This is a genomic window from Burkholderia sp. TSV86 (assembly GCF_001522865.1).
Lineage (GTDB): Bacteria > Pseudomonadota > Gammaproteobacteria > Burkholderiales > Burkholderiaceae > Burkholderia.
Window position 1 is genome coordinate 99,690 of the sequence record NZ_LOWB01000032.1, and the last position, 18,560, is coordinate 118,249.

11 protein-coding genes and 2 pseudogenes are annotated in these 18,560 nt (G+C 57.7%); 4 read left to right on the plus strand and 9 right to left on the minus strand.

Annotated elements, in window-relative coordinates; translation table 11 throughout:
* Positions 1 to 34 precede the first annotated feature (34 nt).
* The 4 genes from WS68_RS05365 to WS68_RS05380 form a co-directional block, all read right to left on the minus strand.
* Positions 35 to 451: a GNAT family N-acetyltransferase gene (locus WS68_RS05365; RefSeq protein WP_059569801.1), complete on the minus strand. Its 417-nt coding sequence runs from the start codon at positions 449 to 451 to the stop codon at positions 35 to 37.
* A gap of 424 nt (positions 452 to 875) precedes the next feature.
* Positions 876 to 2,780 carry a DUF3857 domain-containing transglutaminase family protein gene (locus tag WS68_RS05370; RefSeq protein WP_059569802.1) on the minus strand — a complete coding sequence of 635 codons (1,905 nt, stop codon included), beginning with the start codon at positions 2,778 to 2,780 and terminating at the stop codon, positions 876 to 878.
* A gap of 32 nt (positions 2,781 to 2,812) precedes the next feature.
* Complete coding sequence (locus tag WS68_RS05375) at positions 2,813 to 5,146, minus strand: xanthine dehydrogenase family protein molybdopterin-binding subunit (protein ID WP_059569803.1); 2,334 nt, start codon at positions 5,144 to 5,146, stop codon at positions 2,813 to 2,815.
* Positions 5,143 to 5,604, minus strand: a complete 462-nt coding sequence (locus WS68_RS05380; RefSeq protein WP_059569804.1) for a (2Fe-2S)-binding protein — start codon at positions 5,602 to 5,604, stop codon at positions 5,143 to 5,145. Before WS68_RS05380 ends, WS68_RS05375 begins: the two co-directional genes overlap by 4 nt.
* 372 nt (positions 5,605 to 5,976) lie before the next feature.
* Here WS68_RS05380 and WS68_RS05385 point away from each other — a divergent pair, with 372 nt between their 5' ends.
* Together WS68_RS05385 and WS68_RS27265 are read left to right on the plus strand one after the other, a co-directional pair.
* A complete protein-coding gene (locus WS68_RS05385) occupies positions 5,977 to 8,190 on the plus strand; it encodes a beta-glucosidase (protein ID WP_059569805.1) in 2,214 nt (737 codons plus the stop codon).
* A gap of 674 nt (positions 8,191 to 8,864) precedes the next feature.
* Positions 8,865 to 9,929 carry a hypothetical protein gene (locus tag WS68_RS27265; RefSeq protein WP_156429344.1) on the plus strand — a complete coding sequence of 355 codons (1,065 nt, stop codon included), beginning with the start codon at positions 8,865 to 8,867 and terminating at the stop codon, positions 9,927 to 9,929.
* Between the two features lie 392 nt (positions 9,930 to 10,321).
* Here WS68_RS27265 and WS68_RS28710 read toward each other — a convergent pair.
* A pseudogene (locus WS68_RS28710) lies at positions 10,322 to 11,207 on the minus strand (MFS transporter); the annotation flags it as partial.
* A 315-nt stretch (positions 11,208 to 11,522) separates the two neighbouring features.
* Here WS68_RS28710 and WS68_RS25720 point away from each other — a divergent pair.
* A pseudogene (locus tag WS68_RS25720) lies at positions 11,523 to 11,817 on the plus strand (helix-turn-helix transcriptional regulator); the annotation flags it as partial.
* Positions 11,818 to 12,201: 384 nt separating this feature from the next.
* Positions 12,202 to 13,149: a LysR family transcriptional regulator gene (locus WS68_RS25725; protein WP_082709812.1), complete on the plus strand. Its 948-nt coding sequence runs from the start codon at positions 12,202 to 12,204 to the stop codon at positions 13,147 to 13,149.
* Here WS68_RS25725 and WS68_RS05410 read toward each other — a convergent pair.
* The 4 genes from WS68_RS05410 to WS68_RS05425 form a co-directional block, all read right to left on the minus strand.
* Positions 13,052 to 13,996 carry a catechol 1,2-dioxygenase gene (locus WS68_RS05410; protein WP_059569810.1) on the minus strand — a complete coding sequence of 315 codons (945 nt, stop codon included), beginning with the start codon at positions 13,994 to 13,996 and terminating at the stop codon, positions 13,052 to 13,054. The genes WS68_RS25725 and WS68_RS05410 overlap by 98 nt on opposite strands.
* 89 nt (positions 13,997 to 14,085) lie before the next feature.
* Entirely contained in the window at positions 14,086 to 15,063 is a 978-nt protein-coding gene (locus WS68_RS05415; protein WP_059569811.1) for a quinone oxidoreductase family protein, read from the minus strand.
* Between the two features lie 67 nt (positions 15,064 to 15,130).
* Positions 15,131 to 16,996, minus strand: coding sequence for an asparagine synthase (glutamine-hydrolyzing) (gene asnB, locus WS68_RS05420; protein WP_059569812.1), 1,866 nt, complete (start codon positions 16,994 to 16,996; stop codon positions 15,131 to 15,133).
* 68 nt (positions 16,997 to 17,064) lie between these two features.
* Positions 17,065 to 18,549, minus strand: coding sequence for a 4-hydroxyphenylacetate 3-hydroxylase family protein (locus WS68_RS05425; protein WP_059569834.1), 1,485 nt, complete (start codon positions 18,547 to 18,549; stop codon positions 17,065 to 17,067).
* Positions 18,550 to 18,560 lie beyond the last annotated feature (11 nt).

The following is an 18,560-nucleotide window of genomic DNA, read 5'->3' on the forward strand; positions in this document are numbered from 1 at the left end:
GGCTCCTTTCCATGCGGGCGATGTTGCGGCGTACTCACGTCAAATCCAATGTGAAAACGATTTGGCAGCCATACTCGTCGAGTTCGCCACGCTGCCAGCCGAGATGCTGATAAAAACCATCCGCACGCGAGCCCGGATCGGTAACGAGCGTCACCGAACGCGCGCCCTGCTGCCGCAGCCAGTTCACCGCACGAGCCAGCAACTCCTGACCGATGTGCCGCGCGTGCCAAGCCGGCCGCACGAACAGCGCCGCGATGAACGGCTTGTCAGCGGGCACCGGCAAGCACACCCCGACGACCTCGCCCTCGGTTTCGCACAACCAGCCGCCGCCTTGCTCGATCTGCCGGACAACCAGATCACGATCGAGCAAGTCGACTTGGTGCGGGTGAATCCGGTTTTCCAGAACCGAGAAGCGCACGTCGTAAAACGCGCCAATGTCACGCACGCTCATCGGGCGGAACACCAAAGCCTTATCAGACAAGTATTTCCCCTTTTTTGCATTGCCAGCATAGATTTTTATATGCTCAAACAGACAAATTGATTGTTCAAGACATCAAAATTTAATAATTAATTATTCCATGAATCATCGACAAACAAGGATTAATATACGAAACCATTTATTCAACCACTCCAGCGCCACTCGATAAAAATCTTATCCCAAACAGGCCAGGAAACAAAACTTTTCCGATTTCCACGGAATTCAGACCGATTAATGATTCGATTTATTTGGCCACCCAAATCGGAAAATTCATTATATTTATCCAGATTATTCCCAGGACGCATACATTGCGCCTGTTTCACGGCAAATACCTATCAACAGAAAAATTTTTCGTGACAAATTGTCCAACTGACGATCGCGCCGCAGTCCAATTCACTCAATGACGCTTTGCCTGCACAACGATCTGCGTGGACGCATCGCGTTCGATACGCGCAAGCGATGCCCGCATCGCGTCGAAATCGTCTGGAGAGCACATCTGGTGCGCGAAACGAGTCTGTAATTTTCGTGTGATTTGTACGACGTGCGTCACATCGTCGAAAACGTAATGCGATTCATAATCGAGTAAACGGTGCTGAACCGTTGTGTCACTGGGCAAATCGATCATACGTAGATTGCCAGGCAACGCAATCTGCGCGGTTTCGTCGAAATTGCCATCGATGCACAGCCAAGGTTGCGTACGCTCGGGTTCAGTCAGCCAGCCCTGCACTTGAGTCGCGATACCCCCCGATAAACTGGACAATGCCGGCAGCGCAGTCGTGCCGTCCGGCCATGCAACATGCTCGAGCGTGCCCGTCACCGAAACCGAGAAAGGGCCGCCCGTCACGTCGCGCTCGCTGGTCATAAGCTGTGCCGTGCCGCGCAAGCCGGTTTGCCGCAGGCGCTCGTCTGCAATTTGCCGGGCACGCTCGCGCGTAGCCTGACGAAACAAGCCACGCTCGAGTTCGGCAGTCCAGCCATTATCCACGACGTAATATTGATAGCGAGCCAAGCCGCCTGACGCGACATCGATTCGCAGCCGGGCACTGCGCATGCGCGGCTGCGTCGGCGGCGTGTGCGATAGCACGCCGCTATCGACCAGCAACGCCGGCCGATCCATCACCACGGGCGGCAGATAGCCGAACTCGACGTTTCCGACGGTCGTATCCGCATAAAGACCAAGCTCGGGCATCCACGTAATTGCATGATTGATCGCTCCGCCGCCATAACCAGGCACTCCAGGCAGCTTATAGATCGAGCCGAGATTCAGCAGCACGGGCTCGCTGCGTATTCCGGCTGCCGCAAGCAATGCGCCAAATAGCGCGACATGGTCCTTACAGTCGCCGTATCGGTTGCGCAGGATGTCCATGACCCTGTGCGGCACCGCCGCGGTCTCGCCCAGAAACAACGCGACATAGCGGACGTTCGTGCGCACCCAGTCGTAGATTGCGCGCGCCTTATCGCGCGGACCGGATGCATTGGCTGTCAGCGTGCGCGCAAGCCGCGCAACGGCAGGGTCGTTCACGCCCTCATCGGCGGCATTCGCGCGATAGCGTGAAGCAAATGCCGAAAAGTCGGGGAACGTCGACACCATCAGCCTGTCACCGTATGTCGCATAACCCACCGAGCCGCTTTCGATGCGCGGATAAGGACCATGGCGATAATCGAACTCGTAGCGTGTGCGGCCGTTCTCCGTCACGGGCTCGCGCGCGACGAAACCGCGCGCATCGGCGTATAGCGGCATATCCGCCGGCAGATCGAAGATCAGCCGCTGTTCATCGACGGGCATCCGCGATGGCGTGACGAAATACCCGAAGTAGCCAGGACCGCGCGGCCTTGCCCGCCTCTTGCTAAACGCAAGACGCGTGCGCGACCCCGCATCGACACTCGGAAAAATCACCGAGCGCAACACGCCGTTGTCGAAGAACGGCGCGCCGGCCGAGCGCGGTTCGGTCACATCACGAATCGCGTCCGGGCCAACGGGATGCGCGACGCCGCGAGCGTCGATCGTTTCGGCCACGAGCAGTTCGACCTTGTCCGCATCCTTGTCGAACCATATGCCACGCTGCGCAACAGCATCGATGCCGCTCTCGGTGTTTGCGCGCAAGGTTGAGTCGTCGTGCTCGTCGACCGAGCCGTCGCGTTGCACGACGAACACATGGACATCGCTAACCACTGTGGACGGCGCGTCGGCAACGATATCGGTTGCACCAGGCGCGTCAGCGAAGCCGGCAGCCCGCGCGTCGCCCATCAGCGCCGCCGCGCTCACGCATGAAATACCGAGCATTCGGACCAAAACGCACATTGCCACGCCAGTTGCCACGCTGAAACGCCGCCCTAACCCGCGTTGCCTTGTGCGAGTTGATCAGCAATCGGCAAGCGGCGAATCCGGCGGCCAGTTGCTGCGAAGATCGCATTGGTCAACGCCGGTGCAACGGGTGGCAGCCCCGGCTCGCCGACGCCGCCCATTGGCGTCGCGTAATTGTTCGGCTCAACCAGATGCACGCGGATTTCACGCGGCGTCTCGTTCATTCTCAGTACTTGATAGCCGTTGAAGTTAGTCTGCTCAGTACGGCCGTTCTTGAAGCTGATCTCGCCATGCAAAGCGAGTCCGAGCCCCATCACGACCGCTCCTTCGAGTTGCGATCGGACACGCTCTGGATTGACCTGCGGCCCGCAATCGATCGCAATGTCGACGCGCGGCACGCTCAATTTGCCATCCTGATCGATTTGCACCTCGCAGACCACTGCGGTATAAGACGCGAAGCTACGATGCGCGGCGACGCCAAGACCGCTTCCCTTCGGCAGCTTACGGCCCCAGCCTGCTTCATCCGCGACAACCTCAATCACGCGCCGCAAACGACCCGTATCGACCGGATACAATTCAGGATCTTCTCCATAATTCGTATTCTTGACCAACACGTTCGGCTCAAACGTGCTCGCGGGACCGATCAGTTCGAGCAGAAAGTCCTTTTGATCCCGGCCGGCGGCATGAGCCAACTCGGCGGCAAAACTCTGAATGCCGAACGCGTGCGGAATGTTGTAGACCGAGCGAAACCAGCCGATCCGGGTATGCGCGGGCGCCTCGGGGTTCTCAATCCGAATATTCGGGATCACGAACGGCAGATCGACGACACCCTGTGCAAGCTCGCCTGGCTGTTCGTGCACGATGCCGGGTTTGAATGTCGACTGAATCGACGGGGCCGCACTCCGATGCAACCAACCGACAACCTTGCCCGACGAATCGAGTGCGCCTTCGAAATACTCCAGCGCTACCGCGTGGAAATAATCGTTCGTGATATCGTCCTCGCGGGTGAACGTCAATTTGATCGGTTTTCCTGTCGACTTCGACAACAACGCGGCTTCGACGACGTAATCCGGCTTGGACTTGCGGCCAAAACCGCCGCCGAGCAGCGTGACGTTGACGGTCACGTTGTTCTGCGGCAAGCCGAGCGCTTTGGCCACCTCGTCGCGCGCGGACTGCGGCGCCTGCGTGCATGCCCAGATGTCGCATTGCCCGTCGTGCACGTGCGCGACTGCCGCAGGCGGTTCCATCGTCGCATGCGCGAGATGAGGCAGATAGTATGCTGCACTGATTTTCTTCGCGGCACCCGAGAACGCGGCCGCGCTATCGCCTTGATTGCGAATCACCAAGCCGGGTTGCTTTGCCGCTGCTTCGAGCCGATCGCGATACGCCGCCGAATCGTAGCTGGCATTCGGGCCATGCGTCCATTCAATCGTCAATCGCTCGCGCGCCTTGATTGCAGTCCAGGTGTCACGCGCGACCACGGCAATGCCGCCAAGCGGTTGAAATCCAGACGGCAGTGGTGCCGCATTCAACTGGATCACGTCGATGACGCCCGGCATCCTCCGCGCGGCGGATGCATCGAACGACGCGACCTTGCCGCCGTACACGGGGGGCCGCGCGATCACTGCGTACAACATGCCGTCGATGCGCGTATCGATTCCGTACCGCGCAGTGCCGCCGACGATATCGCAGCCATCGATCAGTCCGGTCTTGCCCTTGCCGATATAACGGAATTCAACCGGCGGCTTCAATGCGACCATCGCCGGATCGGGCACCGCGAGTTCCGCCGCCCGGCTCGCCAGTTCGCCGAAACCAAGCTTGCGGCCCGTCTTCGTATCGACGACTTCATGCACGCCCGCTTTTACCTGCTTCACGTCAATGTTCCACATTGACGCAGCCGCCGACTCCAGCATCGCCCGCGCCGCGGCTGCCGCACGGCGCAACGCAGTGAAACTCTGACGCATGCTGCGTGAGCCGTCGGTATTCTGGTTGCCGTAACGCACCTCGTCGCCCACCGCCTGCTCGACCTTCACGCGCGCCCAATCGGCGCCCAGTTCGTCTGCAATCACGAGCGCGACGCTCGTGCGCACGCCCTGTCCCATCTCGGAACGAATGCAGGTTACCGTCACCGTGCCATCCGGTGCGATCCGCACGAACAAACGCGGATCGTCGCGCAACCCGTTTGGCATACCCGCGCCGCCATACTGAGGATTCGCGCTGACAGGCGGCCCCCCGGGCGCGTTTACAGCAGCTGCGCGCACGAGCGCAGGCCCGCCGATCGCAAGCAGCAATCCACCTGATGCGAAACCGAGCAACAGTGCGCGGCGGCTTTCGTTTTGTACGGCAAGTTCGTCGCTGCTCATACCGAATCTCCTCGGCTTGCAACCAGTTTGATCGCCGCGCGAATCCGTGTGTATGTGCCGCAACGGCAGATGTTGCCCGCCATCGCCTCGTCGATGTCGGCATCGCTCGGATGCGGATTCGCCTTGAGCAACGATGCAGCCTGCATGATCTGGCCGCCCTGGCAATAGCCGCATTGCGCGACGTTCAACTCCTGCCACGCACGCTGTAGCGGATGACTGACATCGGACGACAATCCTTCAATCGTCGTCACGCGTTTGCCTGCCGCAGCCGCAACCGGCGTGATGCACGCGCGCGTCGCGACACCGTCGAGATGAACCGTACATGTGCCACACAACGCCATGCCACAGCCGAACTTGGTGCCGGTTTGGCCAAGAACGTCGCGCAAATACCAAAGCAGCGGCATTTCGGGATTGCCGTCGAAGTGTCGCTCGCGTCCGTTGACGGTCAGTGTGATCATCGTTCATCTCCTTATCGGATTCGATCGCGATCGGACGCAAATGGCGTCCGGCAATGCGGGGGAAATCAAAGGCTATCGCGAAACCGAAAAGATTGCGCGCAACGGCACGCGACCGGTTTTATCTGCACTTCTTACTGTCATATTTTCATATAGACGAGCAAAGATTACTTGCGTTTGGCAATCCTCTACCGCAACGCCTAGCTTACAGGGAAAACACCGATGCTGTAGTTCGACTACACTTCTACCATCGGAAGCAGTGGAGAATCGCTACATTAGATCGGGCCGTATCTTTTCCCACTTGGCGCGTCGCGCCGGACGTCTCACAAACCCCGGCGTTACCAGCCCAACCCCAATCCCTTCATGGAGAGAGACATGCAAACCAAACTCTGGCCGGCCGCCGTATTATCGGCAGCCGTGCTCACCAGCGCCCATGCGGGAACCGACGATTTCGCTCCCAATTCCGCGTCATCCTCCATCGGGTCAAACGCCTCAGCGTCGGCCGCTGCACACCGGCGTGCCAACGATCTGGTGAGAAAGATGACACTCGACGAAAAACTTCGCCTTATCCATTCGCAGTACGAAATGAGTAAAGTGCCTGGCGGAGGCGCGGGCTATATTCAAGGCGTACCGCGGCTCGGCATTCCCGATCTGAACATGGTCGATTCCGCAACCGGATCTGGCAGCACGTCGCAAGCAAGCACGACATTCCCTGCCACGCTTGCAATCGCCGCAAGCTGGGATCGTCGGCTGTCATATGCATATGGCAAGGAAGTCGCGATTCAACTCCGCGCGCAAGGTTTCGGAATGGGGCTTGGCGGAGGGACGAATCTTGCGCGCGAACCACGCGGCGGCCGACTCTTCGAATACCTCGGTGAAGACCCGGTGCTCGCCGGCGAACTCCTCGCAGAACGCACGGACGGCACACAGCAGCAGAAGGTTATCGCGACGATCAAGCATTACGCCGGCAACGAGCAGGAACACTCTCGAATGGTCGGTAACAGCCAGATCGACGAACGCACGCTACGCGAACTGTATTTGCTGCCATTCGAAATCGCCGCGAAACGCGCGCAGCCCGGCAGCGTGATGTGCAGCTATAACCGGCTGAATGGCGATTACTCCTGCGAGAACGCTCATCTGCTCACCGATGTGTTGAAGAACGAATGGGGATTCGAAGGGCAGGTTCAATCGGACTGGAACGCGACGCATAGCACCGCCAAGGCGATCAATGCAGGGCTTGACGAGGAAGAGGATGTCACCCCGATCATCTACCTGACGCCGAGTCTCGTGCGCCAAGCGATTGCCGACGGATCGGTGTCAATCCGGCGCCTCGACGACATGGTGCGGCGCAAGCTGTATGTGATGATTCGCACCGGCGTGTTCGACGATCCGCCCAAAGGTGGAGCCACGATCGATTTCGCAGCGGCCAATGCGTTCGCGCAAAAAGCCGCCGAGCAATCCATCGTTCTGCTGAAGAACGACGGCAATCAGTTGCCGCTTGCCGCCGCCACGCTGAAAAAGATCGCGGTGATCGGCGGCCATGCCGATGCGGCCGTAATGTCAGGCGGCGGATCAGGCAATACACGCAATCCGGTCACCGGCTCGTTCGCCGGATGCGGTGGACTAACGTTTGGCGCATCGACCGGCTGCGGCTGGTGGCGCAATCCGTGGTTGAAGGTCGACGTGCCGATCGTCAAAGCTATCCAGGCACTCGCGCCGAATGCGCAGGTTCAATTCGCCGGCAACAGCGACCAGCAATCGCCGTTCCGCGCGTATACGCAGCAGGAAATCGACCAAGCCACAGCGCTCGCACGCAGCGCCGACATCGCCATCGTCGTCGTCACGCAAACCGCTGGCGAGGATTTCGGCGAACTGCAAAGTCTTTCACTTGCGAATCCGTCGAACCAAGATGCACTCGTCGAAGCCGTCGCTCAGGCGAATCCGCACACGATCGTCGTCGTTCAGAGCGGCAATCCCGTGCTGATGCCTTGGAAAGATCGTGTTGCGGCAATCGTCGAAGCGTGGTATCCGGGCGAAGGCGGTGGCAAGGCAATCGCGAATGTGCTGTTCGGCAACGTGAATCCGTCTGGCAAACTACCCGTCACGTTCCCGGCGCGCGATCAGGATACGCCGACGTGGGGAGCAAACGGCGCGTTCGAAAACGATCCCGTCTACGCGGAAAAGCTCAACATAGGTTACCGCTGGTATGACGCGAAGAACATCAAGCCGATGTTCGAGTTCGGCTATGGATTGTCTTACACGCACTTTTCGTACTCCGGACTTTCCGTCACTCGTTTGCCGGGCCGCATGCTCGACGTATCGTTCAATGTGCGAAACGACGGTAGCGTCGCGGGCGCGGAGGTTCCGCAAGTCTATCTCGGCGTGCCGTACAAGGACGAGCCGCCACGGCGTCTCGTTGGCTGGGAAAAGATCAGCTTGAGTCCTGGCCAGACGCAGCGCGTGCATATCCCTGTATCGGCACGGATGCAGAGTGTGTGGAATACGTCGCGTAACGGTTGGCAGTTCGTGCCGGGAGCCACCGTGTATGTTGGTGCATCATCCCGCGATATTCGACTGCAAAGCAATTGATTTCGGCTAGCCGGGCGCCGCAATCGCGCCCGGCTGTTGATTCGGTAATCTGCAATATCCATGCGCGGCCGCAAACTTAGACTGCCGCGCACCTAAGCTTATTTGAAGCGCATACTCCGCACAAAAATATCATACGCGGTGCCGATATTTCGACACCTCCGCGCCAACTACGCCTGAGCTATTGCGCGTTACCGCATTTTTCTCAAACCACGTCTATCCAGCGTGTTGATCCGAGAATTATTTGACGATCCTCAACAATTTTTCTGCCTGAGCCATTCAGAAGATTTCATAAATTTCCACTCAAGCGCTTAGATACATATCGGCAATGAGTTAATCACTCCCGCCTCCCACCTTGAAATCTTCCATTAGAAACACTAATCTCAAAAAAATCAGAAAACACTCGCAGCGAAATTCACATACAGAATTTTCTCACCTGCTTTTATCAGCCTCAAAAATAGCAATAATTTCAATTCTCAAAACACCCTCTCATCGATTAAACACAAACATGTAAATTTAATTCATCATTATTCGAAAATCAATGTCTCGCAACTCATACGCAACAGCATTCATCCGACGCCTTAAACCAAAACATAATGTCTTCAGCGTGCGAACAGACTCGACCCCATCATGCCCGGTAGCTTTAAATCGAGATCCTGCTTTTAAGGAGAATACAAATGCAACTAGATATAAGGTCTCGGGCACTCGCCGGCCTGTCGAGCTTGGCCTGCGTGTTGTCCATCTTCGTGAACCAACCTGCATCTGCGTTCGAACGCACCGCGGGGATATCGGCCAATGCAGACGAAACGCAGGCACATCAAGCATGGCGGGAAAAACTGGTCCATACTCCCCCCACGTCGGCGGCGGGTTGCTTTCAGGTTTCTTATCCAAACCTCACTTGGAAACAAGTGGCGTGCAATACCACTGCTGCGCCTGCCATTTCACTATTGAGGAAAAGCAGTTTGGCAGCCAGATTCCGTACGGCATCCGCGGATGTAGACAACTCCAACGGCTACGTGCTCGCGGCAAATAGTCTCATCAATACCACGATGGGACAATTTACTTTCGTTATCGGCGTGACATCCATTAAGGACGGCTTTACCGAAGCGGTGGACCAGTATTCGCTACGGATTTTTTCCGACAGCGATTCAACGACAGCCGCTTGCAATGGCATCGCCGACTGCAAGGTCCATCAGGAATTCGTCTATAACGTAATAACCAGTCAAGCCATGCTATACATGGTCTCATGGTTATTGAATTACACAGCGGGCGGACAAGCTTGTCCAACTGGTTGGTTTAGCAACGGCACGCCAGATTGCATCAAATTTAGCAACAATCTATCCGTGCCTGTCGTATCCGCCACCCAGCTTGGAAAGCTAACCATGACGGGCGGAGTCACACCAAACGGAAATATGATCGTTAGCATCTCGATCGACGCCCCTGGTGGTGCTCAAACCTACTCCGTCACGATGCCTGATGATCTGAAACTTACAACCGTATGGAAGAAGTCGTCATTCAATGTCTATGCTCAGGACAGCGGTCCTTCCAATGGAGCGGAATTCAATCCCGGCTCGTTACTCATCGCCACTGTGCAAGTGATTGATGGAACATCTACTGCGCCCGCCTGTCTGCAACAGCCAATCGGCCCATTCACATGGAAAGGCAATAATCTGACCCTGCGAGGCTGCACGGCCTATTCTTTCAACGGACATCCCGCTATCCAATTTGTCGAATCGAACTGAGCGTCCGGAGCACCTACACACGAATGACCAAGAGAGCCGATACGAGATAGCATGCGGTATCCGCTGGGCAGGCAAAACGGGAATGCAGATACCGCATGCGATATATTCGCGCAGTGTGCGGCAAAACCGTTGTACCTGCGTGACGCCACACCGCCATGAATAAAAACCCCTGTCGCAAGAAAAGAAATTCCGAGGGCGTATCACGCCGATACAGCGCAAAGGCTGACCAGGTTCCAGAATGCAGCGGGCATCATGGCAAAGCAATACGGCCCGTCCGATTCGTGCGCCATTGCGATGCGCCGCAGATCGTCGAAGCATCTATCGAAGTGCCGGGCTTCGATAGCGCGACGCTGCGATACGATCGTTTGCACCACGCTCTCTTACATCGATGGCTACGCAGACATATCGCGGCATGTGCGTAAGGCTGCGTTAATCGCCTTCGGCATCGCCGACACACCGCAGGCGGCCTTCAGCACGGCAATCACCAGTACCGCAACACTGCCGACAAACACGCTTTCGCACCGCCCGCATCTAACACAATACCGCCAGCGGCCGCACCCGTCGCGATCGCGAGCTAAACAGCTGCGACGATAAGACCACCCGCGCTTTCCGCCTCGTCCGACACCGTCTGCGTAACCCAGGTGGTCCACGCGACCGGCACGCCGCCGAACGCCATCCCCCATAGCGCAACTAGTACCATGCCTACCACGGGCGCGCCCACCGGCACGACAAGCGCGGTTCGGATTGCAATCATCACCGCCGGCATTGCGACCAACGTCAGCTTCGGGCCTTGCTCGAGCAGCCGGCTGGTAAGCGACGGGCCCACGAAGTTCACCACACCGTAACCGAGCAGGACGGCCGACAGCCCGTTGACGCCAACGCCCGCCACGCTTTCGAGAAACGGCCGCAAATAAGTGAAAACGATAAATACCCGGTTAAGACCGGAATGGTGCCGAGTATCCCAAGTCCGACATTCGGCCGCATCAACATGTCGATCATCTTACGTAGACGCGTCGATCCGCTCAGCGCCATCGCAGGCAACGTTGCTGCTTGGCATACGAGTGAGAGCACGCCGATTGACGCCGCACTCTGAAACACGTTTCGCCATTCAATCAGCTTAACGAAATAACTGCCAAGCGGTGACACTGCAATCGTCGCAACGGACACCCCGCTGAAGATGATCGACAACGCACGTGGCACCACTGCCAGCGGCACGAGACGCATCGCCGTGGCAGCAGACATCGTCCGTAACCCACCAAGCGCCATCGCGAAAACGACTGTCCAAGCGGGCTTTCCCACGACGAAAGCAATCTGGGCAGCGGTGGTGGAGGAAAAATCATTGGACTAGTCACAAGCATTCATATGGGCGGAGCCTCGAAAACAAGTCAACAAACAGGCAATAGTGAACGACTGAAGACACAACATATGAAACGAAGCCAAGATGGTCTATGACATAAAATCCACCGTTCTTGATCAATCGTCCGAAACAACACAAGTCTTCAGATGCGGACGCCATCCATCCAATACGATCTCGTTAGTGAACTGCTGCTCGGCATGCGGCTGATGGCGTGCACTATCGTGCGCATCCAGCTTGCGATTGTCGCGCTGCATCGCAATCCGGGCCGAAACTGGACCGTCGCGGAATTAGCTGCAGAAATGGACAGTTCGCGTTCCGTATTCGCCGAACGCTTTGTCGAGGCGATCGGGATGACACCTGCGCGCTATTAACGGAATTGCGGATGCGGCTCACCGCGCAATGTATCGCGCGCGACGGCGAAGGCATCAAAGCAGTCACATATCGGCTTGGATACAGTTCGCTTGCATCGTTCAGCCGCGCGTTCAAACGGGCTGCCGGGCATCGCCAGGCACGATCCGGGCAAATCAGTAGACACATTCCCATTCAACCTATCGAGAAATGGCAATACCGTGACCAAGCTTGAGCAAAATAATAGTTTTTCCGGTCATTCCGGTTAGTGGTTACTTTAAAGTAACCACTAACCGCCTCAAATAAATAACATCCAGAAAAAATTTAATACGTGCACGCCTTCAATATTCCGGTCTAATCGTGAAATACTGGCGCAGACGACTTAAATCGCATGCACAAGCAACAATTGGAAGAATTATTGAATAACAAATGCCATCCACGATACTGGCAACACCTCCACCACGTGCCGCGAGACAGAAGTCTCACACTTTGGTCGAGCCCGGCTTGCAGTTTCGCGGCGCCGGCACTCGACTTTTCGCAACACGATTCGTTTTTGAGGTACGGAATATGTCAGAGGTGCGTATAAGAAATTTGAATCATCTGCGCGTCTTCATGGCGATCGTCGAAAAAGGCAGTTTCACTGCGGCTGCGGAATGTCTTAGCATGTCAAAATCGCTGGTTAGCGAATATCTGAGCCGCCTCGAGGAGGAGATCGACACTCAGCTCGTCCTGCGGAGCACCCGGAAAATCGCACTGACTGACGCAGGAACCAAACTGTATTCGGCATCTCAAGCGTTCGTCGGCAATCTCTATGAAACCATCGGCAGCATCAAACACCTTCGCCACGAATCCGCCGGGCTGCTGCGAGTTGCGGCACCCAGCGGTTTTTCCACCACGCATCTAAGCTCGGTCGCGGCGGCATTTATTCAACAGCATCCACAAATCGACCTGGAAATCGTGTGCAACGACGAAGAAGTCGATCTCGTCGGGCAGCGTATCGATCTGGCATTCGAGGCAGGTTGGCCGAAAAGCAAAGGGTTCCGGATGAAAATACTCGGCACGTTCGACCAGATTCTGGTTGCGTCGCCAGAATATGTATGGCGGCACACGACGCCAACGCATCCAGAAGCATTGCCTCAAGCGCACTGGATCGGTCATCGCTGCCTCGCGAATTCAGGGCATTCTGTGTTCCGCCGACATGGACGATCAATCCGTATTCAGACAAATGGCCGACTCAAGATGGAAAGCGTCTTACTCGCGCACCAGATGGTACTGGCCGGCGCCGGGGTCAGCGCATTTCCCGATTATCTGGTTGCCAATGACCTTCGCGACGGACGTTTGCACCGGCTTCTGCCCGAGTGGGCGATGCAAAAGGGCGGCATCTATGCATTTCGCACGTCTACGCGAAACGCGTCTGTTAGAGAACGGTTGTTTCTCGGCGCGGTACAGACGTATCTGACCGGGCTGTTGCCTGCTGAGACCCGGCCTGCGTCCATCCGGTATCAGACGGACTGAACCACAGATGAACCTGGCCGGTGCCGATCCCGTTCTCGTATTCGCTGAAAAGATGGCCGCGCGACACACAATCGCGCGCTCCGATCGCGCCGGCCATCATCAGATAATGGCCAAAGTCCGCTTCAGGTTCAAAATCCAGAAACTCCGGCATCGATTCGATCACCCGGTCATGCCGGCCCTCCTCCAGCCACGCGATCCGCTGCTCGTCCGCCTCACGCGCAGCAGGCGTCACGATGTTCGATGCAGTGCCCGCCATCCGGTTACGCAATTCGGCAAGCGGCCAGAACATATGCGACAGCCCGCCCGACGCAAGCAGCAGCACTCGACGATCGACACGCTCAACCGCTTTCGCAACGATCGCTCCCATCTGGACAAAATCGTCAGGCGTCGCGGTCTGGCATACGGACATCGACATCCAACGCTTGTCGGGCCGACCGAGATAGGTCCATGGATTCAGAGTCGCGTAGTGAATCGGCAGATATGGATCGTCGACGGCGTCGATCCACGATGCGTGTCGCGGCGACAGATCGGCAATCGTGTGCGCGAGTTCCGGATCGCCGGCCAAATTGTATGGAAGCTGGCGGATCGCCCATGGCATCTCATCTGATGTGAAACGTCCTACCCGACGCTCATGCGCAGTGACGACCGCTCCAGTCGTGGTCCGCCAGTGGCTGTCGAATACCAGTACCGTGTCGTAATCGACCAGATCAAAGATTTCGCGTCGCAATCGCATGAGGCCGGTAACGAGCGTGAAATCGCGGCCGCCGTTTTCGCGCAGCCGCATGTCGTCCGGCATCATGACGACAGGCGCATGCGAAATCAGGCCCGCGCCGATGATTCTTCCCATGAATGACATCCTGTCCGAGAGTTGAGCGATTCAACAAACCATTCGGAAAACGAATGATCTAACGATTGGTGTGCGTGAACGACGCGGCGTCACGGCAGCAACAGCAATTTTCCGGTCGTGCTGCGTGCGGCGAGATCGGCGTGAGCGCGCCATGCGTCAGCGAGCGGGTATGTGCGGCCTATCCTGAGCTTCAATGAACCGTTCTCGATTCCGTCGAATACTTCGCCGGCGCGCCATTCGAATTCCTTGATGGTCGCGCGGAAATGCTCAAGGTAAGGCCGTGTCAACGTCAGCGAACCACCCCACAGCAGCCTCATGACGTCGACCGGCGGCACTGGCCCGCTTGCACCGCCGAACAGCACCAACGTGCCGCGCGCGCGTAGGCTCGCCAAGCTTGCATCGAACGTTGCGGCCCCAACGCCGTCGTAAGCCGCGTGAACACCGTTGCCACCCGTCAAACGGCGCACTTCACCGGCGAGATCAGCGCCCGCGCGATGAACGATCACCTCGTCAACGCCGTTGCTGCGCGCGAGCGCCGCTTTCTCGTCAGTCGAAACAGTACCGATCACGCGCACCCCGCGCTGCTTGAGCCACTGCGTCAGCAGCAGGCCAACGCCGCCTGCCGCCGCATGGACAAGCACCGTTTCGCCTGCGCGAGCACGATACGAATCGTTGACCAGATAATGCGCCGTCATTCCCTGAACGAGCGCGGCCGCGGCGGTTTGCAGATCGATCCCGTCCGGCACGGCAATCGCCTTGTCTTGCGGCACGATCACGCGAGTTGCATAGCTCCCCATCACGGTGGTCCAGGCGATGCGATCGCCCGGCTTGAAGCGACTGACATTTGGGCCGACCGCGAGCACGCGCCCGGCGCCCTCTTCGCCTGGCGTGCTGGGCAATGGCATCGGATAGCGCCCTTCGCGGCGATACAAGTCGATGAAATTCACGCCCGCTGCCTTGAGTTCGACGAGCAGTTCGCCGTTGCCGGGCTCACGTTCGTCGGAACGCGTCACATAATTCAGGACTTCAGGTCCGCCGGTTTCGCGGATCTCGATGGCATGATGCATTCTGTATGCTCCGTCTGTTTATTCGTATGTGCCGATTCGTGAAGATGCGTGGAAACGCATCCGAGCATCAATTGGTAACGATACCGTCCAGCTCGACCTGATAAAGATCGAGCCAGCTGTTGAGCCGGCTGCTCGACTCGAGCAAAATTCGTTCGAATTCCGAAAGGTTTCCGATCTCGGTTTTTTCCGTGAGTTTGCGCAATGCGCGGCTATCGATGAACGGTTTCAGCGGCGCATGACCTTCGTCGATCGCTTGGTTGAGTCGGGCGATGAGGCCACGGTCGTACCCCGGCGCCTGGATCGACGGATAAGCTGCTTTCTTGCGATTCAGCACCGAATCAGGCAGCAGATCAGCCGCCGCCGCGCGCAACAGCGCCTTTTCCTGACCATTGAACTTCTTCATTGCCCACGGAATGTTGAACACGTATTCAACGAGCCGATGGTCGCAGAACGGCACCCGTCCTTCGACGCCGCTTGCCATTCCCATCCGGTCCTTCTTGTCCAGCAATACCGGCAGCCATCGCGTAAGCGTCAGATAGTGAAGCTCGCGCGTGCGCCGGTCCTCCAGATTCTCCGCGTCCAGTTGCGGAACTTCCGCGAGCGCCGAGTGATATAGATCAGCCTCATATTCACCGAGCTTCAGTTCGTCGATGAACCGCGAATGGAACAGCGCACGCGGATCAAGCCCGCGGTGCGCGCCCAATTTGAGCCACGGAAAGGTCGGTGCGCTCCGCGCAACGGGATCGGAAAACCACAGATAGCCGCCAAAAATTTCATCGGCCGCTTCGCCGGACAGCACGACAGTCGCATGCTTGCGGATTTCGGCAAACAGTTTGCATAACGACACATCCAGATCCGCGAAATTGAACGGTAAGTCCCATGCGCGCAATACCGTCTCGCGTATCGTTGGATCGAGCAGCCCAGCCTGATTCAATTCGATCGTATGATGATCGCTGCCGATATGACGGGCGACCTCCAGCGCGTATGGCGCGTCGGCTGTCGGGCGAATCGGATCGGCCTGGAAGTGCTGCGTATGTCCGGTGAAGTCGACGCAGAATGTCGACAGCGTTCCGCCGCTTTGCCGCCGGTGCTTCTGCGCAAGCGCGGCGACGGTACTTGAATCGATGCCGCCCGACAGCAGCGAGCACAACGGCACGTCGGCGACCATCTGGCGCGATACGATGTCGTCGAGCAGCGAGCGGATTGTCGCGATTGTCGTCGGCAGATCGTCGGTGTGAGGACGTGCTTCGAGTGCCCAATAACGTTCCTCGATCATCTTGCCGCACCGTATCCGCAGAAAATGGCCCGGTTTCAGCTCACGCATGCCGGAAAACGGCACTTGCCCCGGTGTGCGCAAAAACAGTAGTGCATCGCAAACCCCTTCTGACGACGTGCGCGCTCGCACGTCCGGATGCGCGAGAATCGCTTTCGGCTCGGAACCGAACAACACGCCATCGGCTGTTGGAAAATAGAACAGCGGCTTTACGCCTAGACGGTCACGTACCAGCAGCAACTCGTCGCGCGCGGTATCCCAGATCGCAATCGAATACATGCCGTTCAGGCGATGAACGAATTCGACGCCCCATTCGAGATACGCACGCAGCACGACTTCCGTGTCGCAATCCGTGCCGAAACGGTAGCCCAGCGCGATCAGTTCTGCTCGCAACTCGCGGAAATTGTAGGTTTCGCCGGCATACGAGATGATCGCGCGCGGCAAGTCGCGTGGGCCCCGCTCCAGGCTCAGCATCGGCTGCGCGCCACGCTCCGGATCGATGATCGCGAGGCGCCGGTGCCCCAGCGCAACGTGCGTGTCGAGCCACACGCCGCGTGCGTCCGGCCCCCGGCGCATAAGCGTGTCGGTCATCTTATCGACGATTTCCACTTGGTCTCGCAGATCGCGCGCGAAGTCGACCCATCCAGTGATTCCGCACATGGCTACTCCTATTGAAATACATTGATTGGGTTGAATTGAAACGACAACCAGGGAAAGCGCGACGCGATTCAATCGCAAACCCATGGGCCTCGTAGCCAACCTGTGGTGTCGTAGTCGTCCATGCAATGCTGTGCAAACGCCTCGCAGCTGGCGAGCTGGCCTGATCGCATCGCCCAGGTCAGCGAATCGAGACGGATCTGGTCGAAATTGCCCGAATAATGTGTTTCGTAGACCGAATGACGTGAACCGAATTCACTGCCGGTCGCATCCCAGATCAGCTTGAAGAGCTTGATTCGTTGCTCGGGATCGAGCGCCGCGCCTCGGTAATAAGCACCGATCAGTTGCTCGACGTGTGGATCGAGCAGGTCCGCCGCGCCGGACACCGTGACGAGCGGCGAGCCGCCAAGCGCGGTTTCCATCAGCTCGCGCACGCGCTTCCAGATTTGCGGCACTTGAATCCGCAGTGCCGACGCATACTCGAGTTTCGGCAAGACGACGCCGGAAGCCGTGCACTCGGGATCACGCGCCATCGCTGATGTAACGGCTCTCAGCAAATGCCATAGCGCGATCAGTTCGCCGAGCGCGGCCTGAATGCCGCGAAACGTGTGCGTACCGTTCGCCTGCGTACCGAACCACAGCAATCCAATCATCAATTCCAGCTTGACGGCGAGCCGGATGCCAGACTGAAAGTTGTATAGATTCGCGAAACCTGACGATGCATAGAAACCGGTCGCACGTTTTACATCGCGATAGACGAGGACGTCCTCCCACGGAATCAATGCGTTGTCGAAGATCAGCACGCTATCGTTTTCGTCGAAACGGCTCGACAGCGGCGCGTCGAACGGGCTCGTCGCCGTAGCTTCATACGAGGGCCGGCACATCAGGCTCAGGCCCGGATTGTCCATCCGGGCGAAGAACACCACAGCAAAATCGTCCGCCTTACCAGGTTCGAGCAGTGCCGATGCGACGGGTGCGACAAATGTCGCATTCGTCAACGCGCCCGCGGTCGCAAGCATCTTCACACCGCTTACGACGATACCGCGATCGTTTTCACTTACCACATGAACGAAAACGTCACGCATGTCATGAATGGCTTTGCCGCGATCGAGAGGCGGATTGATGATCGCATGGTTCAGATACAACCCATGACTAGCGAAACGCTTATACCAGGCTGCAGCGTTTTGCCGGAAGTCGCCGTAATAATCGGCGCCGGTTTCGAGGCCGGACATGAACGCAGCCTTGTAGTCAGGCGTGCGGCCCATGAAGCCATAGGTCATTTGCGACCAGATCCGGATGGCATCCTGTGCCGACAACAGATCGTCAACCGAATAACTCGGTTTGAAAAAGCGGTGCGTGATTTGCCCATGCTGGTCCTGCGCGGTCAAGCGCTCGCGATGCTCGCCATGCAACGCGTCGTAGAGCGAAGCAATACTGCGAGCGGCATTGCGAAAGGCGCGATGTGTCGTGACATCCTTGATCCGCTCGCCGCCGAGATACACGTTGCGACCATCGCGCAAGCTCTCGAGATAATCGTTCCCGGTCATCAACGTCATGTTCATCTCTC

Coding starts and splice junctions, on each gene's coding strand:
- WS68_RS05365 (WP_059569801.1), bottom strand. CDS start 451: ATGAGCGTGCGTGACATTGGCGCGTTTTACGACGTGCGCTTCTCGGTT.
- WS68_RS05370 (WP_059569802.1), bottom strand. CDS start 2,780: ATGTGCGTTTTGGTCCGAATGCTCGGTATTTCATGCGTGAGCGCGGCG.
- WS68_RS05375 (WP_059569803.1), bottom strand. CDS start 5,146: ATGAGCAGCGACGAACTTGCCGTACAAAACGAAAGCCGCCGCGCACTG.
- WS68_RS05380 (WP_059569804.1), bottom strand. CDS start 5,604: ATGATCACACTGACCGTCAACGGACGCGAGCGACACTTCGACGGCAAT.
- WS68_RS05385 (WP_059569805.1), top strand. CDS start 5,977: ATGCAAACCAAACTCTGGCCGGCCGCCGTATTATCGGCAGCCGTGCTC.
- WS68_RS27265 (WP_156429344.1), top strand. CDS start 8,865: ATGCAACTAGATATAAGGTCTCGGGCACTCGCCGGCCTGTCGAGCTTG.
- WS68_RS25725 (WP_082709812.1), top strand. CDS start 12,202: ATGTCAGAGGTGCGTATAAGAAATTTGAATCATCTGCGCGTCTTCATG.
- WS68_RS05410 (WP_059569810.1), bottom strand. CDS start 13,996: ATGGGAAGAATCATCGGCGCGGGCCTGATTTCGCATGCGCCTGTCGTC.
- WS68_RS05415 (WP_059569811.1), bottom strand. CDS start 15,063: ATGCATCATGCCATCGAGATCCGCGAAACCGGCGGACCTGAAGTCCTG.
- asnB (WP_059569812.1), bottom strand. CDS start 16,996: ATGTGCGGAATCACTGGATGGGTCGACTTCGCGCGCGATCTGCGAGAC.
- WS68_RS05425 (WP_059569834.1), bottom strand. CDS start 18,549: ATGACGTTGATGACCGGGAACGATTATCTCGAGAGCTTGCGCGATGGT.